The following is a 24,555-nucleotide window of genomic DNA, read 5'->3' on the forward strand; positions in this document are numbered from 1 at the left end:
TACTTTTAGGCATGTTTCTAGAGGATTTTTCACACAAACCTTTTTACTTTATTGAGGTTTTGTCTATTTTTTCAGTGGTTTTGTCTATTTTTTTGATGACTTTGTCTATTTTTTAATAGCTTTTGTCTATTTTTAGAGGTGTTTTGTACATTTAGACATTATTTGGAAGATACGCACCAACCCTCCAACTCCAAATAGCCGTCTATGATGTTCTTTCCCCCTTAAAGGAGTTTACATAACGATGCTTAAAACAAGGTTTATGAAATTGCTGACAACTAAATTAAGTGAGGACCGATTTTTCCTGACGGCTCAGGATGAGCATGGCAACAACATGGACCCATCCAACTGGAAGAATCTCGTTTTCAGCAGCCATGCGGAAAGCTTCTTCGGGACACTCCTTGAGACTGAGACAGTCGACGATGTCCCCGGTGTGTCAGTCAGCGGCTGGCAGCTGGTCTCCCTTTTTGCCAAGGAGTCATTCAACCGCTTTATTGAATGGGACTGGAATGAGCAATCTGAGCTTTGCCTGGCCGCGGCTCATTCCCTGCATGAAGGCATCTTGGAGAAAGACTGGCTCCCCGACTTCTCGGTCTGGGAGAACGGTGATTTCCGCTGGAAGCTGCCGGAACGGGTCCAGGATGAGTTTGACCCGTCTTTTTGGGAACAAGAGGTCGAACCAAATGCATCACAATCCACACGCACCTACATTTCTGATCTATACAATAGCGCACTCGACGCCTATCTCACCAGAAATTCGGCGATGAAAGAGCTATTCGGACCAAAGCTCGACCTCTTGAAAAAGCAAAATATCTCTGGCCGTGAGCTGGCCCGCTATTTTGATGAAGAAAGCTGGCTCGAGTGGGTGGGCATTAAGGAAAGCGACATTCCGTTCACCATCGGGCTCCGGCTCGATGAACCGATTGAAGGCGAAGGCGCTTGGACGCTGGATGTCTTTTTGCGTGGCAAGAAAAATACCGATGAAGTTTATGATATTGAAGGAGTCGCAAAAATACCAGCGAAGTGGCGGCCATTTTTAGAAAAAGTGGACCGCGAGCAGGAGCGCTGGGTACGTCTGATTCCATGGCTTGGCGAGGACGGTTATTTTAAAACACACCTTACCGAGGAAGAAGCGTGGATGTTTTTAACGGAGGCAAGTGAGACGCTGCTCGCGCTTGATGTCGAGATTCTCCTCCCTTCCTGGTGGCAGGCCATGAAAAATGCCAACCTCAAGGTGAAAGCGTCGCTGAAAGGAACGTCCAGCCACCGTCCTTCGTTCGTCGGTCTTCAGGCTATGCTTGACTTTAATTGGCGCTTTTCGATGAACGGGGTCGATCTGTCTGAAGAAGAATTCGGCAAGCTGGTGGAGGAAAAAAGAAGGCTCGTGTATATCCGAGGCCGCTGGGTAAAGCTCGATCCGCAGTTCATCCGCCAAATTCAGGATTTGATGAAACGGGCTGAAAAAGAAGGCCTGCATGTCCGCGATTTGCTCGAGCAGGAGCTGGTTGAGGCGGGCGAATCAGAGGATGAACTAGAAAATCCGAAGGCGTTTGCGAAAATTCAAATTGAGTTGAACCGTCAATGGAAGCAAATGATGAAGCAGCTATCCGAGGTGCACGAAATACCGCTGGTAGACGTGCCTGCCGGGCTGAACGGCGAGCTCCGTCCCTACCAGCAGCTCGGCATGAGCTGGCTGTGGTTTTTACGCCAGTACGGATTTGGCGCCACCCTCGCCGACGACATGGGCCTCGGAAAAACCGTCCAGCTCATCTCCTATTTGTTGAAGGTGAAGGATGAGGAGGCCGTGGTGCCTGACACCGTTCCCACTACACGGAGCAAGAAATCGAAGGACGAGGCACCCGCGAAAACGCCGACGAAGGCGGCGTTGATCATCTGTCCGACCTCTGTGCTTGGAAACTGGCAGAAGGAGCTCGAGCGCTTTGCTCCGGAGATGAACGTCTACCTCCACTACGGTCCGAATCGCCTGAAAGAGGAGGGTTTTTCCGAAAAGGTCAAAGATGCTGATGTTGTGCTCACCTCCTATGGGTTGAGCCACCTGGATTCCGAGGAGTTCGAGTCGCAGCTGTGGAGCTCCATTGCCATCGATGAAGCGCAAAACATCAAGAACGCGCAAACGAAACAATCGAAGGCGGTCCGCAAGCTGCGCGGCCGCCATCACATCGCACTGACAGGAACACCGATGGAAAACCGCCTATCCGAACTGTGGTCGATTTTTGATTTTACCAATCACGGCTATCTTGGCAGCCTGGGACAATTCCAAAAGCGGTTCGTGATTCCGATTGAAAAAGATGAGAAAAAGGAAAAAGTGCAGCAGCTGCAATCAATGATTCGTCCGTTCCTGCTGCGCCGCACGAAAAAGGATGAAGAGGTCGCCCTCAACCTCCCAGACAAACTCGAGCAAAAGGAATACTGCCCGCTCACTGCCGAGCAGGCCTCATTATACGAGCAGCTCATCCATGATACGTTTGCGGAGATTGAAAAATTATCCGGCTTCGAGCGCAAGGGGTTAATTTTACAAATGCTCAGCCGCTTAAAGCAGCTCTGCAACCACCCTGCTCTTTATTTAAAAGAAAAATCCGCTGACCGACAGCTCCTGGACCGCTCCAATAAATTGGAAAAGCTGGTCGAATTGATTGAAGCGGTGCTCGAGCAAGGCGAAAGCTGTCTGATTTTCACGCAATACATCGAAATGGGTGAAATGATTCGAAGCACGTTGAAAAAGAACTTCGGCGTCGAGGTACCGTTCCTCAATGGCAGCGTATCAAAAACGCAGCGTGACGATATGATTGAACGGTTCCAAAACGGCGAGTTCCCTGTGTTCTTACTGTCCCTGAAGGCTGGTGGAACCGGCTTGAATCTGACGGCGGCGAATCACGTCATCCACTACGACCGCTGGTGGAATCCGGCCGTTGAGAATCAGGCCACCGACCGCGCCTACCGGATCGGCCAATCGCGGTTTGTCCATGTACACAAGCTAATCTGCACAGGGACGCTTGAGGAAAAAATCGACGCTATGCTTGAAAAGAAACAATTTTTAAACGACCAAATTATTCAAAGTGAAAACTGGATCACCGAACTGTCCACGGACGAACTGAAGGATCTGGTGAATTTAGGATGAAATAGGGACCCTAATCGATTAGGGTCCCTTAAGTTTATGATTTATTATATCAGCCATCACTCTTGGATCCGGCTAAGCTATTCATACGTAAATGAAAAGCAGCTTCGTGAAGGGATGGGTAACTTTGTCGACGTGGCACAAACCCTTTTGAAGTGAGGAGGGCTTTACTAATCGGTTACATTTTGATTAGCCTTAAACATATCTATTTTTTTTAGTAACCAAAAAAATCCTCTAATCGTAAACAAAGTAAAATTTATGCTTCCAAACGTGTGCATTACGGTCCACTTTTTCCATTTAAATAATCTGGTATTCTTTTCAAAATACCATTGAGCAATACTCATAGGGACACTAAATATCATACTTTTTAACAGGATTTTCCCGAAATTATCATTTTCTGATATTTTAACCCAGATTACACTTAGAATAGGAAAAAACAACATATCATAGATAATATTCGTTTTAAAAATTTTCGGAAACGGGCGGACTGGATAGGCCACTTTATTGGTACCCACCACAAAGGCGTCAACCAAAGTGGCAAGAACACCTTTTGAGAAAAAAACAATTAGATTGTCTCTCATTTTTGATCCCCTGAATAAGAATGGAAAAGAAGCAAGACTCATTGCAAGAACTAAATTTAATAACTTTTTTTCCAATATAAACATCCCTTCAATCATGTATACTATTACAATTACCTAAAACGTATCATTAATACCATTTACGTCATGTAGAATTGATTTTTTCCGTTCTTTTTTTTCACTGCTTGATGGATGATTAGAAAGATAAATATTAATAGATAAGATGATAGTGCTGACTGATGCTAAAAAAGCCCCTCGACTACATATATAGGTGTTGAAAACTTATGTTACCCGTGGTCGAATTTCAAATCCTTCCTGCATTTTTACCCATAAAAAAACTAATCGGGATGGTTTCCCGATTAGTTTTTTTCAATATCGCCGAATTTGATGATATTTCAGCTGAATCCATAATTATTCCCGCCGATTCCCGGTGGAATTCCGCGGAGTTTCAGACTTATTCCGCGGTGTTCACATTTTATTCCGTGAATGTCACAATTAAAAATCAAAATTATCCGGATCCGGCCCGACGCGGTGATTTTGGTTCAAATCATCGATCCTTTGCATGTCCTCATCCGAAAGTTCAAAGTCAAATACCTGTGAGTTTTCTATAATTCGGTGTTCCTTAACCGATTTTGGAATCGTGACGACGCCATTCTGCAGGTCCCAGCGCAAAATTACCTGTGCTGGCGATTTTCCGTATTTGCCTGCGATTTCCCCCAAAACAGGATTGTCCAGCAATCCCCCCTGCATTAAAGGAGACCACGCTTCCAGCTGGATTCCGTGCTCCCGGCAAAACGCCTGAACTTCTTTTTGAGTTAAGCGCGGATGGTATTCCACCTGGTTTACCATCGGTTTGATCTCCGCCTCAGACATCAACTCTTCAAGATGATGAACCTGGAAATTGCTCACGCCGATCGCCCGAACCCGGCCTTCTTTATACAACGTCTCGAGTGCGCGCCAGGCTTCCTTAAATTTCCCCTCAACCGGCCAGTGCACCAAGTACAAGTCTAAATACTCTAAACCAAGCTTCGTAAGGCTTCTTTCGTATGCAGCAATGGTCTCTTCGTAGCCAATATCGGCATTCCAAACCTTGGAGGTGACGAATAAGTCTTCACGGGAAATCCCCGCTTCCGCCAGCCCCTCACGGATTCCTTCTCCGACGCCCGCTTCGTTTTCATAAATAGCTGCTGTATCAATGCTGCGATAACCATGTTTGATCGCAGACTTCACTGCATTCACCAGCACAGGGCCTTCCTCCACTTTAAATACTCCTAAACCAAACCATGGCATTTTTACTCCGTTATTTAGTGTTGTTGTTGTTTGTAAGTTCATTTAACAAACCTCCTCTAATTTTGAAAAACTATGGTCACGCCGCTCCAGCGAACGGCTCCAACCTGTTAAGATAACTGCCCCCAAAACCATCAACGCACCGATCCATGTGGTATGGATAAGTCCGATAGAATCCGTGATTGCTCCTCCCAAGTAGGAACCAATCGCGATTCCAGCGTTAAAGGCGGCAATGTTCAAGGCGGACGCCACATCCACAGCACTCGGTACGAAACGTTCCGCCAATATCACCACATAAACTTGCAGGCCTGGGACATTCATAAAAGCAAGCAGTCCCATCAAAATAATCGTGATTAAGCCAGCAATTTTAAAAGGGGCCGTGTACATCAAGACAAAAAGCACAAGGGCCTGGACGATAAACATATAGAATAAGGCACCGATTGGATTGCGGTTCGACAGCTTTCCGCCGACCATGTTGCCAATCGCAATGGCCACACCGTAACCGAGCAAAATAACGGCAACGGTTCCTTCTTTAAAACCCGTTATATCTTGGAGCAATGGTGATAAATAGGTGAAAACAACGAATGTCCCGCCATACCCAAGCGCCGTGATGCTGAAAAGTAGTAAAAGCCGGCCATTGGTCAAGGGCTTGAACTGATCGCGGAGGCTGGTCTGAGTTCCTTTTTTCAAAAAGGAAGGAACGAGAGCCAGATTCGAGAAGAAGCCGATGACGCCAACTGCCACAATCAGGACGAAGGCGAGCCTCCAGCCGAATTGTTGTCCGATGAAGGTTCCGAACGGCACGCCGGTCACGGTGGCGACGGTTAGGCCGGAGAACATGATCGAGATGGCGCTCGCACGTCGGTTAGCCGGAACAAGGTCCGCCGCAATGGTTGAGCCAATGGACATAAAGACACCGTGCGACAGGGCTGAAATCACGCGTGCTACCAGCAGAACGCTGATAGTGGTGGCGCTGGCGGCGATGCTGTTGCCGATGATAAAAATAATCATGATCCACAGCAGCAAGGTTTTCCGTGACATGCGCGATGTCAAGGATGTTAAGACTGGAGCGCCGACTGTGACCCCCAGGGCGTATAAGGAAACCGTCAGTCCTGCGGTGGTGACGGATATGTGTAAATCTTTGGCGATCAGCGGCAGCAGGCCGACGCTGATAAATTCGGTGGTTCCGATGGCAAAGGCACTTACGGCTAAGGCTAGCAGCGCGAGTGTGCTTTGTCTTTTATTTAAAGGCATGATGTTTCCTCCTCTAGTTTGTTTTTCCACTTGCAAATGTTATTATGGGATATATGCAAGTAATTAGGAAGTACGCACTTTAAAGTGCTATAGATACCTAAAAGTAATATAGGTACTTTTTAGTGCCTATTAATTAGGAGGATGTTATGCTATGCCTATGGAAAAAAAGAAGTACAATATATCGGTTGAAGCGACACTTGAGGTAATTGGAGGCAAATGGAAGTGTGTGATTCTTTGTCATTTGACGCACGGGAAAAAGCGGACCAGTGATTTGAAGCGGCTTATGCCGAGCATTACACAAAAAATGCTGACCCAGCAATTGCGGGAGCTGGAAGAGGACGGCGTAATCAATCGGATTATTTATAATCAGGTGCCGCCAAAGGTGGAATACGAGTTGAGTGAGTATGGCCGGAGCCTGGAGGGGATTCTGAATTCCCTGTGCGACTGGGGCGAAAAACACATCACCAAAGTATATGGTGACAAATTCTCCGTCCTTGAGGACAACATCCTAAACAAACAAGGACCTTAAGTAAATGATGTAGAAAGTGCACCCGATGTCCATTCCACATGGACAATATCGAATAAATGTCCACGAGTGGTGCCTGACACCAAAAAGCACCCCAAAAAAAGAGATCCACATCCCTTCTAGGTTTGTGGATCTCTTCTTAATTCTATTGCATAATAATGACTTTTACTGTTTTTCTGCCCCATGCTAAAGCTTGAGATTGGGTTGGCATAAACACATCGATTTTGTGCCCTTTGATAGCGCCACCCGTATCGCCTGCAATTGCGGTGCCATAGCCTTCTACCCATACTTTACTGCCTAGAGGGATGACACTTGGGTCAACGGCAATTATTTTCAGGTTTGGATTGGCCTTTAGATTGTAGCCCATAGTAGTTATACCTGAACATCCCGCGCAGGAAGCAGTATATGCGGATGCCGATACATACATCTCTTTACCCTTGACCGCTGCCGCTGGTTTGCTTTGAGCTGGAGCTGATACTGGCTGCGCTTTTGCCGTTGCTGCTTGGCTGGCAATCTTCGCTTGGATGTCTTTCATCTGTGATTCAATGCCGGCCTTTTCCTGCTCGGCTAGTGCCATTTGCTGTACAATTTGACTTAATTTTTGCTGCATGGCGGTTAAGGCTTGCTGTCTCTTTTGAAGATTTTGATTAAGCTCTGCCTGTTGCTTCGCAAGTACGTTTTGATCTTCCTCTAATTTCTGTTCTTGTCTATCAATCTCTTTTTTATCGTCTTCGATCTTCTGAAGATCTTCTTTTTGTGCTGTTAAAATATCTTTATCCGCGTCCATTAAAGCAGACGCCGCACTTGCACGCTGAATGAATTCAGAGATGCTGTCAGATTCGAAGAAAAGGTTAATCACAAGGCTCACGCTATCGTTCTGCTGAAGCGCGACTGCCCTTTGCTTCATAATCCCTTTGCGGGCAAGAATTTTATCCTCAAGGGCGACGATTTCTTCTTTCTTCTTTTCGATCAACTGGTTGGTTGCATCTATTTTCTTTTGCGTATTAGCCATTGATTCTTTGTTTTGTGTAATAAATGTATATAGAGATTGTAATTCTTGCTGAATTTGTTCGATTTCTTTATTAACGGTTTGCTTTTCTTGTGCTTTTTGCTCTACTAATTTTTGTTGCTGCTGAAGCTGCTGCTTAGCATTATGTAGGGCTTGGCTATTGGTTTGTGCATATGTAACTATTGTACCAGTTTCACATAACACCAATGTAAGTAACACGAGAATGATACGCTTTATTGTCGTTTGCATACGTTTTCTCCCTTCCTTAGTACTATAGTTATACCAGAACAATGTACCAGTTATGTTACAAATAGATTAAAAGAGTATCACAAATTGTCATAATACAAAGGAAAGTGTCAATTCTGTGTCATAACAGTGTCAGCTTTTCGAACTATGAATTTTAAATATATGTATCTTCGACTTCATCTTCCTCCAGTTCCTTCTCCTCCGACAAAACGCGCACCTTTTTTCTCTTTCGCGTACTTGCTTTTCCACTCGGGAAAAAGCTCAAAAAGGACACCTTATCACCTTCTTTGACGGCAAAGTGGTGAAAAAGGTCGAATACTTCTGTTTCAGTTAAATGGCGGTGACGGGAAAAAATTTTTAGTGATTGCTTTTGGTAGATAAGATGAATGCTGGAATCATAGAAGTGGATTTGAATGTTTGCCTTGCTGTCGAGCGGGATAGATTGATAGGATGGGGCCTTAGGTGATTGCGGTGACTGATTTGAAAGTAGGATGGCATCGTAAAAGCTGGGTTTTCTTGTGAACTGCAGGTTTTTCTTACTCTTTTTTTCTCCGATAAAAATTAATGAATTTCTACTCTTCAAACAAAATCCCCCTAAATATTACATTTGTATACATTATTCGACGATAATTTATCTCTTTCCTTCCATGTGTCTGCAAAAAGTAGAAAAAAATCATAAAGCTTTAACATCAAAGAAGCCGCTGACACGTGTTCAGCGGCTTCTTCTAAAAAAACAGGGGGGTTTTTCATTTAGTTTGCCCAAAGGATTATTTTTTATACAAAAAAAATTCCGGCAATCAACTGCTGCCGGAATTCAGAATTGGGGATGGCCTCGAAGACTTGATTGATTTTCTTATACTGGGGAAATCGTTGGTTAGCTTATGGGAAAAGGAATGTTTTTCGAGCTTTTAGAAGGGTAATTGGAGTGGATTCTAAGGGGGCCTCTTTCCCTGATTTCAAGCTGCTCCTCCATAATGAGGCATTCCAGCTGACTAACGCGCTTTTGAAGGCTGTCGACATTTTGATTGGCTTTTCCAACCATTTTGATCAAACTTTCCAGCAGCTGCTCTAAGTTGGCAGCATTTTTATTGTTAAAATCCAATGGAGACTTCCTCCCTTTTTTGCTCTGGCTTAGGATCATGTCTTTGTTCTGGGACAAACTCATGTCTTGGCTCTGGGGCTGAACCACGGCCAAACTCATGTCTTGGTTCTGGGACTGGACCACGGCCTTGATCCGGCACAAACTCATGTCTTGGCTCTGGAACTGTATCGCGCCTTTGTTCCGGCGCAGCTTCACGTCTTTGTTCAGATACCACCTCGTGCTGGGGCTTGGCGCTTAAAAAGCGTACGGACTCCGCAATCACTTCAGTAACGTACACTCTCTTTCCCTCTTTTTCATAATGGCGGGTTTGCAGCCGGCCGGTTATCCCCAACACGGTTCCCTTTCGACAATATTTGCACGTATTTTCGGCAGCATTCCGCCAAAGGGTGCACTGGACAAAATCGGCTTCAATCTCTCCATTGTGGTTGCGATAGTGGCGATTTACCGCCAGCGTGATCTGCGCTACATGCGTCCCTTCCGTCGTCGTCCTTAATTCCGGATCCCTCGTCAGCCTGCCGACAAGAGTGACTTGATTGATCATGTCTTCAACTCCTTCGCATTTGATGGTTTCATCATACGCTCCGGGCCCGCCGCCTGTAAAACCGCCTTAAGGGCTTTTTCGAGACAGTTTTTGCTCAAAAAACTGTTTTTCCAGGGGGTTTTTGTCAAGGAAAGCTGTTCGTTTTTCAATAAAAACTGATATTCCTCATTTCGACAAATATTTTTCGACATTTGCTTTCTTTTGGCGTATGTTATAATTAGGAAAAATAAACACAGGAGGTCAAGATGAAATCGTTTAAGTTATTCTCGTTGGAAGTTGTGGAAGATGATACTTCGGTTGAAGTCCCGTTAGAAGATGGCTTGATTCTCAATAAAGAAGACGACCGCTCCACCTGGCTGATGGAGGCTTATACCGATCTCTCCCTCTATGATTATTTCAAAAACATTTTCGAGCAAAAACGCGACATCATTGTCGAAGCCGTTATCACCAAAAAGGAGAACGCACCTGCGTTTTTCCAAACGAAAATTAGCTCGTTAACGAAATTTGAAAAGCACATCAGCGTCCTATTTGAAGGCCATCTTCGCCGTAATAAAAGCGACTATTCCGAGCTTTTGCTCGAAAATCTGCTCCAAAAAGGACTTACTGGCCCGGCCCTTCTTAACGAATTCAAGGATAAAATGAAGAGCAAGCCGAAGCTAAAAGTGAAGAACACCTAGCCCAAAACCAGTCTCCGGACTGGTTTTATACATGTTTTCTCCAGTCCAAGACATACTTAAAGTAAACCTGTCAAAGGAGTGGACCATTTTGAGCGGTACAATCAGTTTACTGATTCAAATTGCGATTGCGGTTTACCTGGCAATCGATGCACCCAAGCATCAAAAAAGGGGCTGGCTATGGGCGATTTTAGGATTTATTTTTGGCCCAATTGCCCTTGGTATTTACTTAATCCAAACAGGTCGCAAGGTACTGGGCTGGATTATCACGATTGTCATCGGCTTAGGATATATATTACTCTTAATCTTGGTCGTTCTTGGTGCATTCTTTTTTGCACAGGGAATGTAAGAAGGGACAAGCCGCTCGGGCTGTCCCTTTTTCTTATTCGTCTTTATTATCTCTGTCGTTGCGGTCAATATCATCCTCGATTATTTCTTCTCGTGGAGTATTATTGTCCTTCGATGGGTCTTTGTCCGTAGGTCTGTTTTTATCCTCAGATTCCGGATAGTTATCCCGGTCAATGATATTATTGTCATTCATATCATTGTTACGCAGATTGTCGTTTAAATCATTGTTACGGTTATTCAAGTTATTTCTTTCATATCTGTCATTAATCCCATCATTATCCAAATCGTTATCAATTCTGTTTTTGGTTGGCGGCGGAGGATTTTGATCATTATCATTATTACAACCAGCCAGTCCTAACAGCATTGCGGATAATATTGACCCTGTAAACAATAGAAGCAACTTTTTCTTCAAGGCGAATGGCCCCTTTCAACTAATATTCGACCTTGCCATGGTCTGATATTAGTTTCTCCATTACCTGAAAAATCTTTTGTGGAATTTTTTTGAAAAAAAAAGGCCAGGAACCAAGTCCGGCCTATTCCTTTTTGTCCCCCAACGCAAAAGTGATTTCCGCTTCGCATGCGACTTCGCCATCAACGGATGCAACGGCTTTTCCTTTTCCGATCGGCCCGCGCAGACGGATGATTTCCACTTCAAGACGAAGCTGGTCACCGGGTTTTACTTGCTTTTTAAAGCGGCAGCCGTCTATTCCTGCAAAAAAGGCTAACCGGCCGCGGTTTTCTTCTTTTTTCAACATGGCCACGGCTCCGACCTGTGCAAGTGCTTCGACAATTAAGACACCAGGCATTACTGGATAATCAGGAAAATGGCCATTGAAAAATTCTTCATTGGCCGAAACATTTTTAATGCCCACCGCACGAACCCCTTCTTCCACTTCTAAAATGCGGTCTACCAACAAAAATGGGTATCGGTGCGGAATAATTTCTTTAATTTGATCGATATCAAGCATAGAATTAGTACCTCCTACTAGTAGCTCGTATTTATTTTCTATTCTATACTTAAGGTACACAAAAAGGAAGGGAATTAGCTCCCTTCCTCTCATTTATTTTTTATCAACTAAATCGCGGATATGTGTCCAAGTGGATTCTTTAAATACATCTGCTGCCTTCCCGCCTCCAAGTACGCCGTAGCCGACGACCGCTCCAGCCATGAGGCTGATAAAGACGAACACGACCAACAGAACTAGACGAAGCCAAATCGGAATCAGACGGATCCTGACCCGTTCCTTCCCTTTTGGGGCTGCGGCTTTAATTTTCTGCGGCTTCACTTCTGTCTTTTCTTCCTTTACTTTTTGAACCGCTTTTTTATATTCTTCTCTCGTTCGCACTTGATGTTGGTTTAGATTATTTACAGACATGCTTTATTTCCCCTTTAACCGAATTCCGCTATTCGCCTTCGGAATCAGTGAGTTAATACATATTATGTCACATTTATTCTATTATAAAAAATTATTCATCATTACACATTAACTTTTTACAGAAAAAAGTCAATTCATGTTAAAAAAACGCGAAAAATGGGGAATTTAATTATAAAATTTTCGTTTTGTAATTGATTTGCGTTCCAGGCGCTCCAATCAACTATTAAAAATTATTATCACAGAATTATAAAAAGTAAAAAATAAAAAAGTCCAATGAATGAGGCTTATCCCAGCCTGCACATTAGACTTTTCGTGGTAAGATGTCATACAACCTAAATTAGAAAAAACACTAATTTTGGGCTGTGGTCAGAATCCAATTATCCAAATTTCCGGTTCGGAATCCGATCGATGTTATCAAGCATGATGCCCGTTCCGATTGCAACGCAGTCCATTGGATTTTCGGCCACAAGAACCGGAACCTTTAGTTCATCCGCAAGCAGCATGTCGATGCCGTGCAGCAATGCTCCGCCGCCAGTCAGAATGACGCCGCGGTCAATGATGTCGGCAGAAAGCTCTGGGGGTGTACGTTCAAGGACACTTTTGGCAGCCTGAACGATTACGGCCACGGATTCGTGCAAGGAGCCTTCGATTTCTTCAGAACGAACAGTAATCGTACGCGGCAAACCGCTCACCATGTCACGGCCGCGAATTTCCATTTCCTCAGAACGTGAACCTGGGAATACAGTACCGATGTTGATTTTAATATTTTCAGCTGTGCGCTCACCAATCAACAGCTTGTACTCGCGCTTGATGTAGTTGAGGATTTCCATATCGAACTTGTCGCCGGCCATTTTGATGGAGGAAGAAGTCACGATATCGCCCATTGAAAGCACTGCAACATCTGTCGTTCCCCCCCCGATGTCCACTACCATATTGCCGCTTGGCTGAAAAATGTCCATCCCTGCGCCAATCGCAGCCACCTTAGGCTCCTCTTCTAGATAGACCTTTTTCCCGCCGCTTTTTTCAGCAGCCTCACGGATCGCTTTTTGCTCAACACTTGTAATATTGGTTGGGCAGCAAATCAAGATGCGCGGCTTGGATAAAAAGCCTTTTACATTAAGTTTATTAATAAAATGTTTTAACATTGCTTCTGTTACGTCAAAGTCAGCAATAACGCCATCTTTAAGCGGGCGAATCGCAACAATATTTCCTGGTGTACGTCCGACCATGCGGCGGGCTTCCTCACCGACGGCAAGAACCTTGTTTGTATTTTTGTCAATGGCAACGACAGAAGGCTCGTTTAATACGATTCCACGGCCTTTTACGTGAATCAGCACGTTAGCCGTTCCTAAATCAATCCCAATATCCCTTGCAAACATTCTCTTTTCTTTCCTCCTCAGAGCGGAATTCCACATTCTTTTCCTAATTGTCTATTGTATCATATTCATTACAATTTCCATAACAATATAAAAAAATAACGTAGAATTTTGCAGAAATATGACAGCTATGGGAAGAATACAAGAGAACAACATTAAATACGTTCGTTTCTTACGAAAATCTCGTTAGAAAATTTAATCTCCTTTAAAACAAAAGTGATGTTTGAAACGAGGTTCAAACATCAAGAAATTAGCTATTTTCGAAAGGGATCATGGCTTACTTAACAGCCTCTCCTTCCTTTTCTTCTTTTTGATACTTCATTTTTGTCGCCTCGCCGCCCCGGAGATGACGAATCGATTTATGATAATCTAATATTTCCTTTACTTCGTTTGCCAGCTCTGGATTAATTTCAGGTAGTCTCTCTGTCAAATCCTTATGGACTGTACTTTTGGATACGCCAAACTCCTTCGCAATCACGCGAACCGTTTTCCTCGTCTCCACGATATACTTTCCAATCTTGATAGTTCTCTCTTTGATGTAATCGTGCACACTCTCGCCCTCCCTAAATTGGATGTGAGTAGTGTGAAATGAGACCCGCTTATCACTTCGACCAATTCTGCTTCCGCATGAGTTTTTTTGTGGTGTCAGGCACCACAAAAAGACATTTTTGCCATTTTGTCCACCTGTGGCGGACGCCCACTTATTTAAGAAGTGGCACCATGCGGCAGAAAGTAATGTACCTTCTGATCATACAATGAATAATCATGTCCCCGGCTGAATTCCCGCTAACTACAAACGACTCTTCACCTCAAACACTCTCTTTGTAAAGGTTTGTAACAGTTTATTAGCTTGGATACGGGTTTATGCACAAAATCCCCAATCGGGACAAGGCTTTTCAGAAATTTTTTGAAAAATAGGACACCCTCCACTTTTTCGACAATCTTGGTGTATTGCCCAAAACCGCTTATTACCAAGGTTTTTTTAGGAAATACAATCATTGTAAGCATTATTTCCTGAGAAATTTGTCGAGCAAAAAATTTTTCAAAAGGGGCAATTTTGTAGTCAGAAACGGTGTTTCTCTCTAATTTCTACCCTAAAATCCCTCAATTTTTTTGCCATCACCTTCGACCACCTCGACCAAAATGATAAAAATTCTTATATAATAAGTTTATGCTGCCTTAGAAAGGAATATTGCCGTGACTCCATTCACAGAAAATGTCGTAGAAATCATTCGAAATATCCCTGCTGGAAAAGTTATGACCTATGGACAAATTGCCGCGCTGGCTGGCAGTCCCAGAGCAGCGCGGCAAGTCGTCCGCATCCTTCATTCCATGAGTAAAAAGCATCGCCTGCCCTGGCACCGTGTCATCAATGCCAAGGGGCAAATCGCCCTGCAGGACGAGGAATCCTACCAGGAGCAATTGTGGTCGCTTGAAGCTGAAGGGGTAGAAGTGGGCTTGAATGGAGTGATTGACTTGGAAAAATATCAATATAAGCCTGTTGAATCATAGCCCCCAAAAATTCATACAAGTGGTTTCGCCTGTGCGGATATTTCACCGGCATATCGGCATATCGGCATACGTGCCGGCGACAAAAAAACCAACCCGCAGCACGGATTGATTTTTGGCAACCTCACTTTATTTTCATCAAAATGTTTTTCACCATTTTCACCGGCACCTGTGAACCGCCCCGGCCCTGCACTCCCTCAACCAGCATCGCCACCAGCAGGCTCGGAGAATTGGTGTTGTAGGCGATAAACCAGCCGTTTTCAGTGCCGGTTTCGCCTTGCTTCTGCTTGATCTCAGCCGTGCCCGTTTTTCCAGACAACGGATAGTCGGCCATATCGGCCGCATGCCCCGTACCTCCTGCATCCGCCACGACCTTTCTTAAATCAGCCGCGACCATCCCTGCATGCTCACTCGAGACCACCGCTTCCCGCCATACCTGGCTCCGTTGCTCTTCATCCAATAGAATCGGCTTTATCATATTGCCACCATTCATAAATGGAGTATAAGAAGCCATTAAATGAACGATGCTCATTTGAATCTGACCTTGTCCGTAGCCCGTATCGCCTAGCGATATGTCGCTTTCCAGCGCACCAATTCTCGAGGTTTCAAGCGGATACGGATATGTCAGTTCTTCCTCAAAGCCAAACTTCTTCAGCCCGCTCGCAAACGCATCCTTGCCCGTTTTCAACGCCGCCTGGGCGAAATAAATATTGTCCGAAAATACGAATGCCTTCTCTAAATTAATCGGACTGCCCTCGTGCACACGTGTCACGAAATAGCCGCCCCAAGAGGCATCCTTTTGCCATTTCTTCCCGAGGATTGGCACCGCCTCCTCCGGCTTTATAGAACCGCTCTCGAGTGCGATAGATGCCGTTAGGGCCTTCATGACCGATCCAGGCGCATAAGCCTGCTTGAACCGTGTAGTCAGCGGTTTTTTGGCATCCTCCTGCAGCGCCTTCCACTCATCCGCTGAAAACCCCAGCGCCGCTTGGTTCGGGTCAAACGAGGGGCTGCTGACTAACGCCAGCGTCTCCCCATTAACCGGATTCATCGCTGCGGCTGAGCCGGCTTCCCCACCCATCTCGTCAAAGATCGCCTTCTGCGTCCCGCCGTCGATTGTCAGCTTAACATTCTTACCGTCCACTACAGGTTTTTCCGCAAGCACTTCCTCTGAACCGGAGCCGGAGCCCGTGCCGGTACCACCAGTCTTCTTTTTAATCACAATTTTAACACCGCTCGTGCCCTTCAACTGCTCATCGAGTACCTGCTCGAGCCCGCGCTTGCCAATTACATCACGATTCGTATAACCTTTGTCCTTTCGCTTCTCCAGCTCATCTGCCGTAATCGGCCCTACATACCCGATTAGCTGTGCCGCAGCCTGGCCAAAAGGATAGATCCTCGCGTCTACTTTCCGCGTTTTGACTGGCTCAAGTGCGACCAGCTGGGCAATCCGCTCTGTGTCATCCATCGACACTTTCTTCAGCGGCACAAACAACCCGGGCTTCACCCAGCTTGCACTCATTGCCTTATTGATCTGCTCGGGTGTCATTTTCAATAGAGGAGCCAGCTGCGCCATCACTGGCTCGGTTACCTCCCCGGCCATCACGCCCACCTCATACACTTGGCCGTTCACCGCCAGCCCGTTGCCATTCCTATCGAGAATCTCCCCACGTTTCGGGGCAACCGTGCTTAGGCCAATCGTGTCGCCGTCCTTTAATTTTGGAAAAATAAACTCTGTATTCCAGTCTACATACCAGTTCGTTTTTTCGTTTCGTTCTTCCTTCTGCAACTTTGCTGTGTGGGTAAATTGAATAGGTCCGGCAATACTGCTCATTTTAGCGGTAAAAGAATATTGAGCCTTCTCCTTATCGGCCTGTTTATCCTCTTTTGGTTTTTTGAAGTCAATCTTGAGGTCTTTAATCTGAAGATCTTGGTAGATTTTTTGATAGCGGCTGGTGAATTCCTCTTTGGTGATTTTCTGTTTCGCATCATTTGAAAGATAATCATACATCTTATCAAACTTCTGCTGATTCCATAAAGCTATGTAGTCGGAGAATCTGTCCTGGGGCTTCGGTTCCTTACTGCAGCCAGTAATAAACAGGGCAACAACCAATAATGCGAGCATGGCCCCCACTAATCTTTTCAAAAAAATCCCTCCTTTATCTACCATTCTAACATGGTGTCAGGCACCACAAAAAGACATTTCTACTTATTTGTCCATCACTGGAGGACACATATGTTCGCTCACTAAGGATAGGAAAAAATCCAGTTTATTCACTGGATTTTGGTTTTGATATGAATAGTTAGAATCCTTAGAGTGAGAGTGCGAAGCTTAAAGGATAAAATACTTAGAACCAAAACCAATAAGGATGAAAAAGTGGCCACCGGTGCATATTTTTTTACTGATTCTTTTGGTAGATAACAGATGGTCAGCCAAGAAATAATGAGTAATCCCAAACGAATAATTGCTGGCATGTTTTTTACCTCCATGAAGAAAGTCACCGCGAGGTAAGTTTTTCAAAAAATTGCATTATCATCCTTAAAAAACAAAAAAAAGAGGAGAGTTCCCTCTTCCCCCTTTATAACAAAATTAAGAGTTTTTCTTGTCTTTTGAATCAGTAGATTGGTCTTCTTTATCAGAAGGAGTGTCATCAGAAGCAGGATCGTCAATCATTTGATCTTCTTGCTTTTGTTTTGGCATTTCCACTGACTCTGTGCTATCGTTCGATTGTATGTCTTCCTGTAAAGCACTCAACGATTTGTTAAAGTAGTTTGTTGGGTTTACAGCCACACCATCTTTACGAATTTCAAAATGTACATGCGTTCCAGCTTTTTCATTGAACAAGCTTTGTCCAGCCTTGGCAAGAACTTGTCCTTGTTTTACTTCGTCGCCAACCTTGACCTTAATATCTTTTACGGATTGATATTGTGTTACAACCCCATTGTCGTGCTCGATTTCAATCACGTTACCGAGAACAGCATCTTCTTCAACACGAGTTACAGTTCCGCTTAATGAAGCCAAAACGTCAAACGTTTCGCCATTTTTCACGGTAATATCGACACCTGTGCTTTGGTTATAGGTGTTATCGTAATATACTAAAGCTGCTTCTTGGTCTTCTGGTTTTGCATTGAAATCATAGAATTTCGTTTTGATAACTGGAGCTTGTTCCATGGCCACCGGCATTTTGAAGTTTTCTAAAGCTTTGTTAACTTCAACAGCTGGTGCCTGGTTCTTTTTACCAGCGATATCAGTAGACTTGTAGTCGTACTTATCTGTTTTACTGCCGCTCGCTTGATACCAAAGAACTCCGGTTAAAATGATTGCTGCACTTGCGATATAGATGGCTGGAAAGACCCAACGCTTCTTAAAAAAGCGTTTTGCACTGGAACTTTGAGAAGATCGTTTGTTTTCTTCCTCTCTCATTTTCATCACCTCAGCAATCATTCTGAACAGATAAGTAGAATTATATACACTAGTCTGAAAAAAATTTTAAAACTTATTTTTCGACACTGAGGGAGTTTTTATGCATGAATGGAGGAAATTTTTTTTGGGGTGCTGTCCTCCGTCTAGTTGTATTTAATAGAGTAGACGATTTTACCTATTTATTACTCTTTTCGTATTCATTAAAAATTCCATTGAGACATTGTTTATAGGAATAACTGTGCGGCTTGGGAATGTACTTAGTTATGTGCGAGGTAGAAAATAAATTTTGCCTTTTTTGGTCCCTGTTGAGGTAAAGCCCAGTTTACGCAGGATTCGATTTGGACTTGTCGGGGATTCAATATGTAGGAATTCACGTAACTCCAAATTTGTAATCGAGGGCTTATACTTTTTTAGGTTTATCGGTCACTTTCAACATTTTATCGGTCACTTCCCTTTTTCGAGCAGGACATCCCCCGAATAAGCCCAACAAAAACACCAAAAAGCCAGGCATCCGCGCGCCTGGCTCCCAAACACTATTTCTGCGCCGTTATCGTCGCCAGCATGTTTTCTGCTGGGGTGATTTCGACTCCCTTATAATAATGCTTCACAATTTCCTTATAATCCGAACCTTCTTCTGCCATTCCGTTTGCGCCGTACTGACTCATCCCGACGCCATGTCCGAAGCCCTTTGTTGTGATGACAATGTTATTGCCCTTTCGCTCCCAGGCGAAGTCGGAGGATTTTAAATCTAATTTGTCGCGAATTTCTTTCCCGCTGAAAACCTTTCCGTTAAAATTCACCTTGCCAACCCGTTTTCCTGTTGTCCGTTCCACAATTTTACCAATCGTCCCGCTTGAACCAATCTTTACCCCTAGCTTCGCTTCAAACTCCCGAACTGTCATCACTTTTTGGCTATTAAATTTAGGCGAATTTTTATCCCATGGACTCGAAACACTTCTTAAATAAGGAATGCTGCCGGACCAGTAGTCCTCAGAGTTTTCCGTATAGCCATTACTGGTGGAGAAAAACAACGCATCAATTGGTTTGCCTTCATAAGTCAGAATTTGCCCGCTCGTCGACCGGACGGCCTCTAAAACCTTTTTCTTCTTCCAGTCATAGTCCTTGCCCCAAGATTTCCTCTGCTCATCATCATTCATGTACACTTGATGGTTTTGGGTGTCATTGACCTGAGCACCTTTTGGGACGCCGAGCGTATCCTTCGTCATCAATCTGTGAACGATATAGGTCCTTGCCGTCAGCGCCTGGGCCTTGAGTGCCTCCTCCTCGAAATCAGCCGGCATCTCAGCCGCAACAACTCCGACGAGGTAATCCTCTAATTGGACCTTTTCGATTTTTGACTTTGAAAAACGAAAGACCGCCACCTCCACCGCAGGATCTTTAGATGTGGACGTCACATCTGTGACCTTTCCCGGTGACTTGGCTAGATTCTCGCCTAATTTTCCACTTGCCTTATGTTCATCTGAAAAGGGTAATACAAGTACAGCGGGGATAATTAGAGTCAAGGCAATGAGGAATGCTGCTAGTGCGATGAATGGTTTGATTTTTTTCATGATTGTGCCTCCAGTTTGTAATTTGCAGCCGGACACACCGCCCGAATACATCTCACTTAAACATATGGAAGCGGACAAGCATTTATTACAAATTTTTTGGCCCGATCTCACAGTGTCCACCACAGGAAAACAAACGTCCACAGATGGTGCCTGACACCACAAAAAGACAAATGTCCACGAGCGGTGCTTGACACCACACTAACACCACAAACACCATAAAAACAGAAAAAACCGAAGATTGCCACGCTGGTCGGATATCAGACCACCGTACACCAATCTTCGGTTTCCACCAAACTCAAACTGAATCCCAAACTCAAACTGAAACTCAATTCAATATAATAAACCTAAGCATTCATATCCGAAACGTATTTCTGGACTTCGATGAAGCTCTCGTCGACTTCTTTCACGCGCTCGATGTCTGCGCCTAACCCAGCTAATTTGCCGTGGAAATCCACGTAGCCGCGGTCTAAGTGCTTCAGCTCAGTCACACGTGTCACGCCTTCAGAAACCAAACCAGTCAAAATCAATGCAGCTGCGGCTCTTAAATCTGTCGCAGACACTTCTGCACCCTGTAAATTCGAAGGACCATTTAAAATAACAGAACGGCCTTCAATTTTAATATCGGCATTCATGCGGCGGAATTCTTCAACGTGCATGAAACGATTCTCAAACACCGTTTCTGTAATCATTGAAGTTCCTTCAGCACGAAGCAATAAAGCCATCATTTGTGATTGCATATCGGTTGGGAAGCCTGGATGCGGCATCGTTTTAATGTCTACGGCCTTTAATCGATCAGGACCGATAACGCGGACGCCATCCTCTTCCTCATGAATTTCTACACCCATTTCTTCCATCTTGGCAATTAAGGAAGATAAATGTTCTGGAACTGCTCCCTTCACCAGCACATTTCCACCCGTAATTGCCGAAGCTACCATGAAGGTACCTGCTTCAATCCGGTCCGGAATAATGTTATGGTCTGCGCCAAATAACACATCGACACCTTCAATTCGAAGAGTGCCCGTACCAGCGCCGCGTACCTTAGCGCCCATTTTGTTCAGGAAGTTTGCAAGATCAACGATTTCTGGTTCTTTTGCGACGTTTTCGATGATAGTCGTTCCAACCGCTAGGGTTGCTGCCATCATAATGTTTTCCGTTGCACCAACACTTGGGAAATCCAAGTAAATCTTGGCACCTTTCAAGCGGCCCTCTACCTCCGCTTCGATAAAGCCATTCCCTACCTTCACTGTTGCACCCATGGCTTCAAAGCCCTTTAAGTGCTGGTCGATAGGGCGAGATCCGATGGCACAACCACCTGGAAGAGCTACACGAGCCCGGCCATTACGTGCCAATAAAGATCCCATGACAAGGACAGACGCGCGCATTTTACGAACGTATTCGAATGGCGCCTCAACTTTTAACTCTCTGGATGCATCAACAATAACTGTATTATTGTTAAATACCACTTCAGCATTTAAGTTGCGTAAAACTTCATTAATTGTGTATACATCGGAGAGTGTAGGTACATCACGAATTACACTTTTTCCATCACTTGCTAATAATGTTGCAGCGATAACAGGCAGGACGGCATTTTTTGCACCTTCCACTTTAACCGTTCCATTAAGCCTTTGTCCGCCGCGGACGATGATCTTTTCCAAGAGTATTCCCCTCCGCGTCCATTTTCTCTATATTAATATTCAATCGTAATGATTGGTGTGCCAACTACGACGGTAGTTCCTGCGCCCAATCCTTCGGAGCGTATGCCAATTTGTAAATTCATGTTATTTTCTTTATTATCTATGGAGCCTGTAAACATTGGCGATGATGCCGAAACAGACATGAAATTCTCCTCTTTTAACGCTTCGATCTCTGTTGCATTAAAGCTTGACATTAGCCTGTTAGCCTCCACAGGTAAAGCCGTATCAATCTTATCACTGAAAACGCCTTTCATACAAGAGAAAACTGTAGGTTTTCCTCGAAATATGTCAGATATCCTATTTCTGAATTGCTCGGTAGTGAAAAAGACCTCTGACATCTTATTCCAATCTCTCCCGCTAACTCTATAAACTATATACGCATCGATAGGTTGTTTTGTGTGGGTTGCCATAATTTGAAGCATTTCACTGTGGTGTTTAGATGTTGGAGATACTGCTGTCACTTCCCGATATTCGCTGGTGTTTTTCACGGACCAATCCCACTCGGGAAACTTTTTTTGAAGCTTATCCACGTATTCCTGAACTTCCTTCTCACTCTTCAGGCCTGCCAGATGTTCTCGTGCATAATACGACCATTCATTGAGCAAAATATTTTCGGCTTTTAAAACAGAGCCGATCTTCACCAAATCCTGTCCGCCGCTGTTTTGAAAAATGGACGCTCTCCCGTCGTCTACTTTTTCTTTGTTAAAAATATCCAGGCCGCCGTTTGCTTCAGTTGTTCGGTTCCCAATTACAACCAGAATAAAACATAAAATTGAAACCATGCCTAAAAAAATCTTACTGTTTCTCTTCATCTCTCGTCTCCCCTTTACTACCATTATTTCCAAGGAAGAGCAGAGCATACTTGGGAAATGTCGTCACTTTTAGACAAGTTTCAATATCTATTACGTGAAACAATGTACAAAGGTTTCATGTTCACTTTATCACATTAAATCACTGACTAATATTTTTTCCACACAACGAGAATTGTACTCAAAATATGGACAAATGGGAACATGTACGAAGACCTAAATTTTTTCCATTTTATCATTTTTATTGTAAAATCAACGGCAGCTGCTGGGACCATTGCAGATAATCAAGGAAAAAGTTACTAACTGATGAACCGATGAAAATGGCTAATAATATGTACAGTAAACGCGCCTGAAACACATGGTTTGGCCGCAGCAGCTTCTCAAGGCGGATCGCCTGCAAGGCCCACCACGAAAGCGCGATAAACACTATGTGCGAGATAATACTGACTAGCGCTATTTGGCCAAAATCATTTATCATGCTGGTACCCCCTTTTTCAATCCAATGACTATTCTACCATATCGCCGTTAAAAAATTCGAGTGATTTCCTTTTATTGGAGAATTTTTTGAAAATTCAGTGCCGATGATTCCGCTTCTAACGCTTTGCTTTTCGTGTGAGTCCCGGGTTCCTCTTCGTCTTTTTACTCCAATCAACATGGTTACAAATTCAATTTTAACCTTAAACACAGCTAAAAAAATTAACCGCCTAAACACCGTTCACTGCTGTTTAAACGCTGTTTAGGCAGTTAATTATCCTTACACTTCATTCCACACCCTGTGCAAATTTAGTGGTACATATACTTTTTCTCCATGAATCTCACGGTGGATAATTGGTTCCTCAAAATAAGCCTCCAAACGGCGCGCGAGTCTTATCTTTTGTCTTGCCATCCTGTGTCCTCCGATTAATTTTTCAAAGTTGATCTTGGAATATTTCATGTTCTTTCTCCTCCCTTTTTAGGTGCAGGCCCCCATAAGGGAGCCTGCGAGACTGGTTAGGCTGTTTTTGAAGCGACGACAACTACTTTTCCCTGGTCCAATTCTTCCTCAAAGTGCTCGGCTTCATTAGTGGACAGACCCAATGACTCAAGCTTTGACCTTAATTCGTCACCGCGCGTCCGAAAAACGTTTGCCAGCGAATCCAGAACTCCCTCCTCGGCGACACCGATGCTGCTAATGTCCAGTTGATCCGTTAAATCTTCCGAGCGATGTTGGTCGTGCGCCAATAAATAAATCTCATCCTTTTTATAACCATCCATGATGAATTGTTCGATTTCTTTTCTTGCCTGTACCCCATTTTCAACTACTTTGACATGTTTCATTTTTCTTCCTCCTTTCGTGTTTACAGGTTGTATAACCGCTTTTGAAAAATTAAAACCTATTTTTTTAGGTTACTAATACAGCTAGCGTGGGTATATAAGAAGCAATTATATGGAGGTGGTATGGTGATGAAGAAATTGTTATGCAGGGATTGTGGGAATGCCGAATTTTATATGATTAATGTGAATGAAGCGCTGTGCAAATGCGGATTGCGCTTAACCAAATTGAGCGATTATCGCTGGGAAAAGCCAAAAACGTGGAATGAGCATGTCGCCCAAAAACGCCAAGCGGAAAACATTTCTAACATCATTTTGTTAAGGCGCCAGATTGACAAATGCCTGGATGAACGCGATGAAGAAGGGTTTAAAAAGTTAACGGAAGAATTAAAGGCATGTCATGAATCAATGAAAAAGCACAAGATCGCACCAGCATCCAATGAGAAAAAATTTCAGGTTTAGCTTCTTATACTGCGGGTACTTAATTGAAAAGAAAGGAGAGATGCTTCATGGGATTCATTTGGTCATTAATTATTGGAGGAGTCATCGGCTGGCTTGCCGGACTTATTCTTGGACGTGATGTGCCTGGAGGTATTTTTGGTAATATTATCGCAGGCTTTATCGGTGCATGGCTCGGGTCCATAATATTAGGAGGATGGGGGCCGGTAATTGGTGGATTTTATGTCATTCCAGCTCTCGTCGGAGCCATCGTGCTCGTATTTATCGTCAGCCTAATTTTTAGAAGTCTCAAACGCTCAGCCTAAAGAAGAAAGACTGCCCTATGTGA

At 44.1% G+C, this 24,555-nt stretch carries 27 protein-coding genes and 1 pseudogene; 7 read left to right on the plus strand and 21 right to left on the minus strand.

Annotated features, from left to right (window positions below):
* Positions 1-241 precede the first annotated feature (241 nt).
* Positions 242-3,136 (plus strand): DEAD/DEAH box helicase, encoded by a 2,895-nt coding sequence (locus LC455_RS24025; RefSeq protein WP_223594784.1) that lies wholly within the window; start codon positions 242-244, stop codon positions 3,134-3,136.
* Positions 3,137-3,303: 167 nt separating this feature from the next.
* On the opposite strand, the gene LC455_RS24030 is transcribed toward LC455_RS24025, so the two are convergent.
* The 3 genes from LC455_RS24030 to LC455_RS24040 form a co-directional block, all read right to left on the minus strand.
* Complete coding sequence (locus tag LC455_RS24030) at positions 3,304-3,714, minus strand: CBO0543 family protein (RefSeq protein ID WP_317851476.1); 411 nt, start codon at positions 3,712-3,714, stop codon at positions 3,304-3,306.
* 492 nt (positions 3,715-4,206) lie between these two features.
* On the minus strand, positions 4,207-5,043 hold the full coding sequence (locus LC455_RS24035) for an aldo/keto reductase (RefSeq protein WP_223594786.1): 837 nt from the start codon (positions 5,041-5,043) through the stop codon (positions 4,207-4,209).
* Positions 5,044-6,252: an MFS transporter gene (locus tag LC455_RS24040; RefSeq protein ID WP_223594787.1), complete on the minus strand. Its 1,209-nt coding sequence runs from the start codon at positions 6,250-6,252 to the stop codon at positions 5,044-5,046.
* Between the two features lie 157 nt (positions 6,253-6,409).
* Here LC455_RS24040 and LC455_RS24045 point away from each other — a divergent pair, with 157 nt between their 5' ends.
* Positions 6,410-6,781 carry a winged helix-turn-helix transcriptional regulator gene (locus tag LC455_RS24045; protein WP_223594973.1) on the plus strand — a complete coding sequence of 124 codons (372 nt, stop codon included), beginning with the start codon at positions 6,410-6,412 and terminating at the stop codon, positions 6,779-6,781.
* A 142-nt stretch (positions 6,782-6,923) separates the two neighbouring features.
* Here LC455_RS24045 and LC455_RS24050 read toward each other — a convergent pair whose 3' ends face one another.
* From LC455_RS24050 to ssb, 4 genes and pseudogenes are all read right to left on the minus strand, one after another.
* Positions 6,924-8,036, minus strand: coding sequence for a 3D domain-containing protein (locus tag LC455_RS24050; protein ID WP_223594788.1), 1,113 nt, complete (start codon positions 8,034-8,036; stop codon positions 6,924-6,926).
* Positions 8,037-8,187: 151 nt separating this feature from the next.
* Positions 8,188-8,616: a hypothetical protein gene (locus LC455_RS24055; RefSeq protein WP_223594789.1), complete on the minus strand. Its 429-nt coding sequence runs from the start codon at positions 8,614-8,616 to the stop codon at positions 8,188-8,190.
* Between the two features lie 291 nt (positions 8,617-8,907).
* A complete protein-coding gene (locus LC455_RS24060; RefSeq protein WP_223594791.1) occupies positions 8,908-9,135 on the minus strand; it encodes a hypothetical protein in 228 nt (75 codons plus the stop codon).
* Between the two features lie 205 nt (positions 9,136-9,340).
* A pseudogene (ssb, locus tag LC455_RS32105) lies at positions 9,341-9,676 on the minus strand (single-stranded DNA-binding protein); the annotation flags it as partial.
* 245 nt (positions 9,677-9,921) lie between these two features.
* Between ssb and LC455_RS24070 the strand changes: the two are divergent.
* On the plus strand, positions 9,922-10,353 hold the full coding sequence (locus LC455_RS24070; RefSeq protein ID WP_223594793.1) for a YwpF-like family protein: 432 nt from the start codon (positions 9,922-9,924) through the stop codon (positions 10,351-10,353).
* An 88-nt stretch (positions 10,354-10,441) separates the two neighbouring features.
* Complete coding sequence (locus tag LC455_RS24075; RefSeq protein ID WP_223594795.1) at positions 10,442-10,699, plus strand: hypothetical protein; 258 nt, start codon at positions 10,442-10,444, stop codon at positions 10,697-10,699.
* Positions 10,700-10,732: 33 nt separating this feature from the next.
* On the opposite strand, the gene LC455_RS24080 is transcribed toward LC455_RS24075, so the two are convergent.
* From LC455_RS24080 to spoIIID, 5 genes are all read right to left on the minus strand, one after another.
* Positions 10,733-11,110 (minus strand): hypothetical protein, encoded by a 378-nt coding sequence (locus tag LC455_RS24080; protein WP_223594797.1) that lies wholly within the window; start codon positions 11,108-11,110, stop codon positions 10,733-10,735.
* A gap of 121 nt (positions 11,111-11,231) precedes the next feature.
* Positions 11,232-11,666 (minus strand): 3-hydroxyacyl-ACP dehydratase FabZ, encoded by a 435-nt coding sequence (gene fabZ, locus LC455_RS24085; RefSeq protein ID WP_223594799.1) that lies wholly within the window; start codon positions 11,664-11,666, stop codon positions 11,232-11,234.
* A 93-nt stretch (positions 11,667-11,759) separates the two neighbouring features.
* Positions 11,760-12,074: a DNA-directed RNA polymerase subunit beta gene (locus tag LC455_RS24090; RefSeq protein ID WP_223594800.1), complete on the minus strand. Its 315-nt coding sequence runs from the start codon at positions 12,072-12,074 to the stop codon at positions 11,760-11,762.
* A 377-nt stretch (positions 12,075-12,451) separates the two neighbouring features.
* Positions 12,452-13,453: a rod shape-determining protein gene (locus LC455_RS24095; protein ID WP_223594802.1), complete on the minus strand. Its 1,002-nt coding sequence runs from the start codon at positions 13,451-13,453 to the stop codon at positions 12,452-12,454.
* A gap of 274 nt (positions 13,454-13,727) precedes the next feature.
* Positions 13,728-14,000: a sporulation transcriptional regulator SpoIIID gene (gene spoIIID, locus LC455_RS24100; RefSeq protein WP_007086083.1), complete on the minus strand. Its 273-nt coding sequence runs from the start codon at positions 13,998-14,000 to the stop codon at positions 13,728-13,730.
* A 647-nt stretch (positions 14,001-14,647) separates the two neighbouring features.
* On the opposite strand from spoIIID, the gene LC455_RS24105 reads away from it, so the two are divergent.
* Positions 14,648-14,962: an MGMT family protein gene (locus tag LC455_RS24105; protein ID WP_223594806.1), complete on the plus strand. Its 315-nt coding sequence runs from the start codon at positions 14,648-14,650 to the stop codon at positions 14,960-14,962.
* Between the two features lie 121 nt (positions 14,963-15,083).
* Here the strand turns inward: LC455_RS24105 and LC455_RS24110 are convergent, their stop codons facing one another.
* From LC455_RS24110 to LC455_RS24150, 9 genes are all read right to left on the minus strand, one after another.
* Positions 15,084-17,105: a penicillin-binding transpeptidase domain-containing protein gene (locus tag LC455_RS24110; protein ID WP_223594808.1), complete on the minus strand. Its 2,022-nt coding sequence runs from the start codon at positions 17,103-17,105 to the stop codon at positions 15,084-15,086.
* A 128-nt stretch (positions 17,106-17,233) separates the two neighbouring features.
* Positions 17,234-17,434 carry a hypothetical protein gene (locus tag LC455_RS24115; protein WP_223594810.1) on the minus strand — a complete coding sequence of 67 codons (201 nt, stop codon included), beginning with the start codon at positions 17,432-17,434 and terminating at the stop codon, positions 17,234-17,236.
* Positions 17,435-17,549: 115 nt separating this feature from the next.
* On the minus strand, positions 17,550-18,383 hold the full coding sequence (locus LC455_RS24120) for a M23 family metallopeptidase (protein ID WP_223594974.1): 834 nt from the start codon (positions 18,381-18,383) through the stop codon (positions 17,550-17,552).
* A 533-nt stretch (positions 18,384-18,916) separates the two neighbouring features.
* Positions 18,917-19,954, minus strand: coding sequence for a stage II sporulation protein D (gene spoIID, locus LC455_RS24125; protein WP_223594812.1), 1,038 nt, complete (start codon positions 19,952-19,954; stop codon positions 18,917-18,919).
* Between the two features lie 344 nt (positions 19,955-20,298).
* Positions 20,299-21,609, minus strand: a complete 1,311-nt coding sequence (murA, locus tag LC455_RS24130) for a UDP-N-acetylglucosamine 1-carboxyvinyltransferase (RefSeq protein WP_223594814.1) — start codon at positions 21,607-21,609, stop codon at positions 20,299-20,301.
* A gap of 32 nt (positions 21,610-21,641) precedes the next feature.
* Positions 21,642-22,460: a YwmB family TATA-box binding protein gene (locus tag LC455_RS24135; protein WP_223594816.1), complete on the minus strand. Its 819-nt coding sequence runs from the start codon at positions 22,458-22,460 to the stop codon at positions 21,642-21,644.
* A gap of 238 nt (positions 22,461-22,698) precedes the next feature.
* On the minus strand, positions 22,699-22,935 hold the full coding sequence (locus LC455_RS24140) for a DUF1146 family protein (protein ID WP_223594818.1): 237 nt from the start codon (positions 22,933-22,935) through the stop codon (positions 22,699-22,701).
* Positions 22,936-23,211: 276 nt separating this feature from the next.
* A complete protein-coding gene (locus tag LC455_RS24145) occupies positions 23,212-23,391 on the minus strand; it encodes a hypothetical protein (protein ID WP_223594819.1) in 180 nt (59 codons plus the stop codon).
* A gap of 56 nt (positions 23,392-23,447) precedes the next feature.
* Positions 23,448-23,774, minus strand: coding sequence for a general stress protein (locus tag LC455_RS24150; protein WP_223594820.1), 327 nt, complete (start codon positions 23,772-23,774; stop codon positions 23,448-23,450).
* 126 nt (positions 23,775-23,900) lie between these two features.
* Here LC455_RS24150 and LC455_RS24155 point away from each other — a divergent pair, with 126 nt between their 5' ends.
* Together LC455_RS24155 and LC455_RS24160 are read left to right on the plus strand one after the other, a co-directional pair.
* A complete protein-coding gene (locus tag LC455_RS24155; protein ID WP_223594821.1) occupies positions 23,901-24,230 on the plus strand; it encodes an IDEAL domain-containing protein in 330 nt (109 codons plus the stop codon).
* 47 nt (positions 24,231-24,277) lie between these two features.
* Complete coding sequence (locus tag LC455_RS24160) at positions 24,278-24,532, plus strand: GlsB/YeaQ/YmgE family stress response membrane protein (protein WP_223594822.1); 255 nt, start codon at positions 24,278-24,280, stop codon at positions 24,530-24,532.
* The last annotated feature ends 23 nt before the right edge of the window (positions 24,533-24,555 follow it).

The sequence above is a fragment of the Neobacillus bataviensis genome (assembly GCF_019969725.1).

Coding starts and splice junctions, on each gene's coding strand:
- LC455_RS24025 (WP_223594784.1), top strand. CDS start 242: ATGCTTAAAACAAGGTTTATGAAATTGCTGACAACTAAATTAAGTGAG.
- LC455_RS24030 (WP_317851476.1), bottom strand. CDS start 3,714: ATGAGAGACAATCTAATTGTTTTTTTCTCAAAAGGTGTTCTTGCCACT.
- LC455_RS24035 (WP_223594786.1), bottom strand. CDS start 5,043: ATGAACTTACAAACAACAACAACACTAAATAACGGAGTAAAAATGCCA.
- LC455_RS24040 (WP_223594787.1), bottom strand. CDS start 6,252: ATGCCTTTAAATAAAAGACAAAGCACACTCGCGCTGCTAGCCTTAGCC.
- LC455_RS24045 (WP_223594973.1), top strand. CDS start 6,410: ATGGAAAAAAAGAAGTACAATATATCGGTTGAAGCGACACTTGAGGTA.
- LC455_RS24050 (WP_223594788.1), bottom strand. CDS start 8,036: ATGCAAACGACAATAAAGCGTATCATTCTCGTGTTACTTACATTGGTG.
- LC455_RS24070 (WP_223594793.1), top strand. CDS start 9,922: ATGAAATCGTTTAAGTTATTCTCGTTGGAAGTTGTGGAAGATGATACT.
- fabZ (WP_223594799.1), bottom strand. CDS start 11,666: ATGCTTGATATCGATCAAATTAAAGAAATTATTCCGCACCGATACCCA.
- LC455_RS24090 (WP_223594800.1), bottom strand. CDS start 12,074: ATGTCTGTAAATAATCTAAACCAACATCAAGTGCGAACGAGAGAAGAA.
- LC455_RS24095 (WP_223594802.1), bottom strand. CDS start 13,453: ATGTTTGCAAGGGATATTGGGATTGATTTAGGAACGGCTAACGTGCTG.
- LC455_RS24115 (WP_223594810.1), bottom strand. CDS start 17,434: ATGCCAGCAATTATTCGTTTGGGATTACTCATTATTTCTTGGCTGACC.
- LC455_RS24120 (WP_223594974.1), bottom strand. CDS start 18,383: ATGAGAGAGGAAGAAAACAAACGATCTTCTCAAAGTTCCAGTGCAAAA.
- spoIID (WP_223594812.1), bottom strand. CDS start 19,954: ATGAAAAAAATCAAACCATTCATCGCACTAGCAGCATTCCTCATTGCC.
- LC455_RS24135 (WP_223594816.1), bottom strand. CDS start 22,460: ATGAAGAGAAACAGTAAGATTTTTTTAGGCATGGTTTCAATTTTATGT.
- LC455_RS24140 (WP_223594818.1), bottom strand. CDS start 22,935: ATGATAAATGATTTTGGCCAAATAGCGCTAGTCAGTATTATCTCGCAC.
- LC455_RS24145 (WP_223594819.1), bottom strand. CDS start 23,391: ATGAAATATTCCAAGATCAACTTTGAAAAATTAATCGGAGGACACAGG.
- LC455_RS24150 (WP_223594820.1), bottom strand. CDS start 23,774: ATGAAACATGTCAAAGTAGTTGAAAATGGGGTACAGGCAAGAAAAGAA.
- LC455_RS24155 (WP_223594821.1), top strand. CDS start 23,901: ATGAAGAAATTGTTATGCAGGGATTGTGGGAATGCCGAATTTTATATG.
- LC455_RS24160 (WP_223594822.1), top strand. CDS start 24,278: ATGGGATTCATTTGGTCATTAATTATTGGAGGAGTCATCGGCTGGCTT.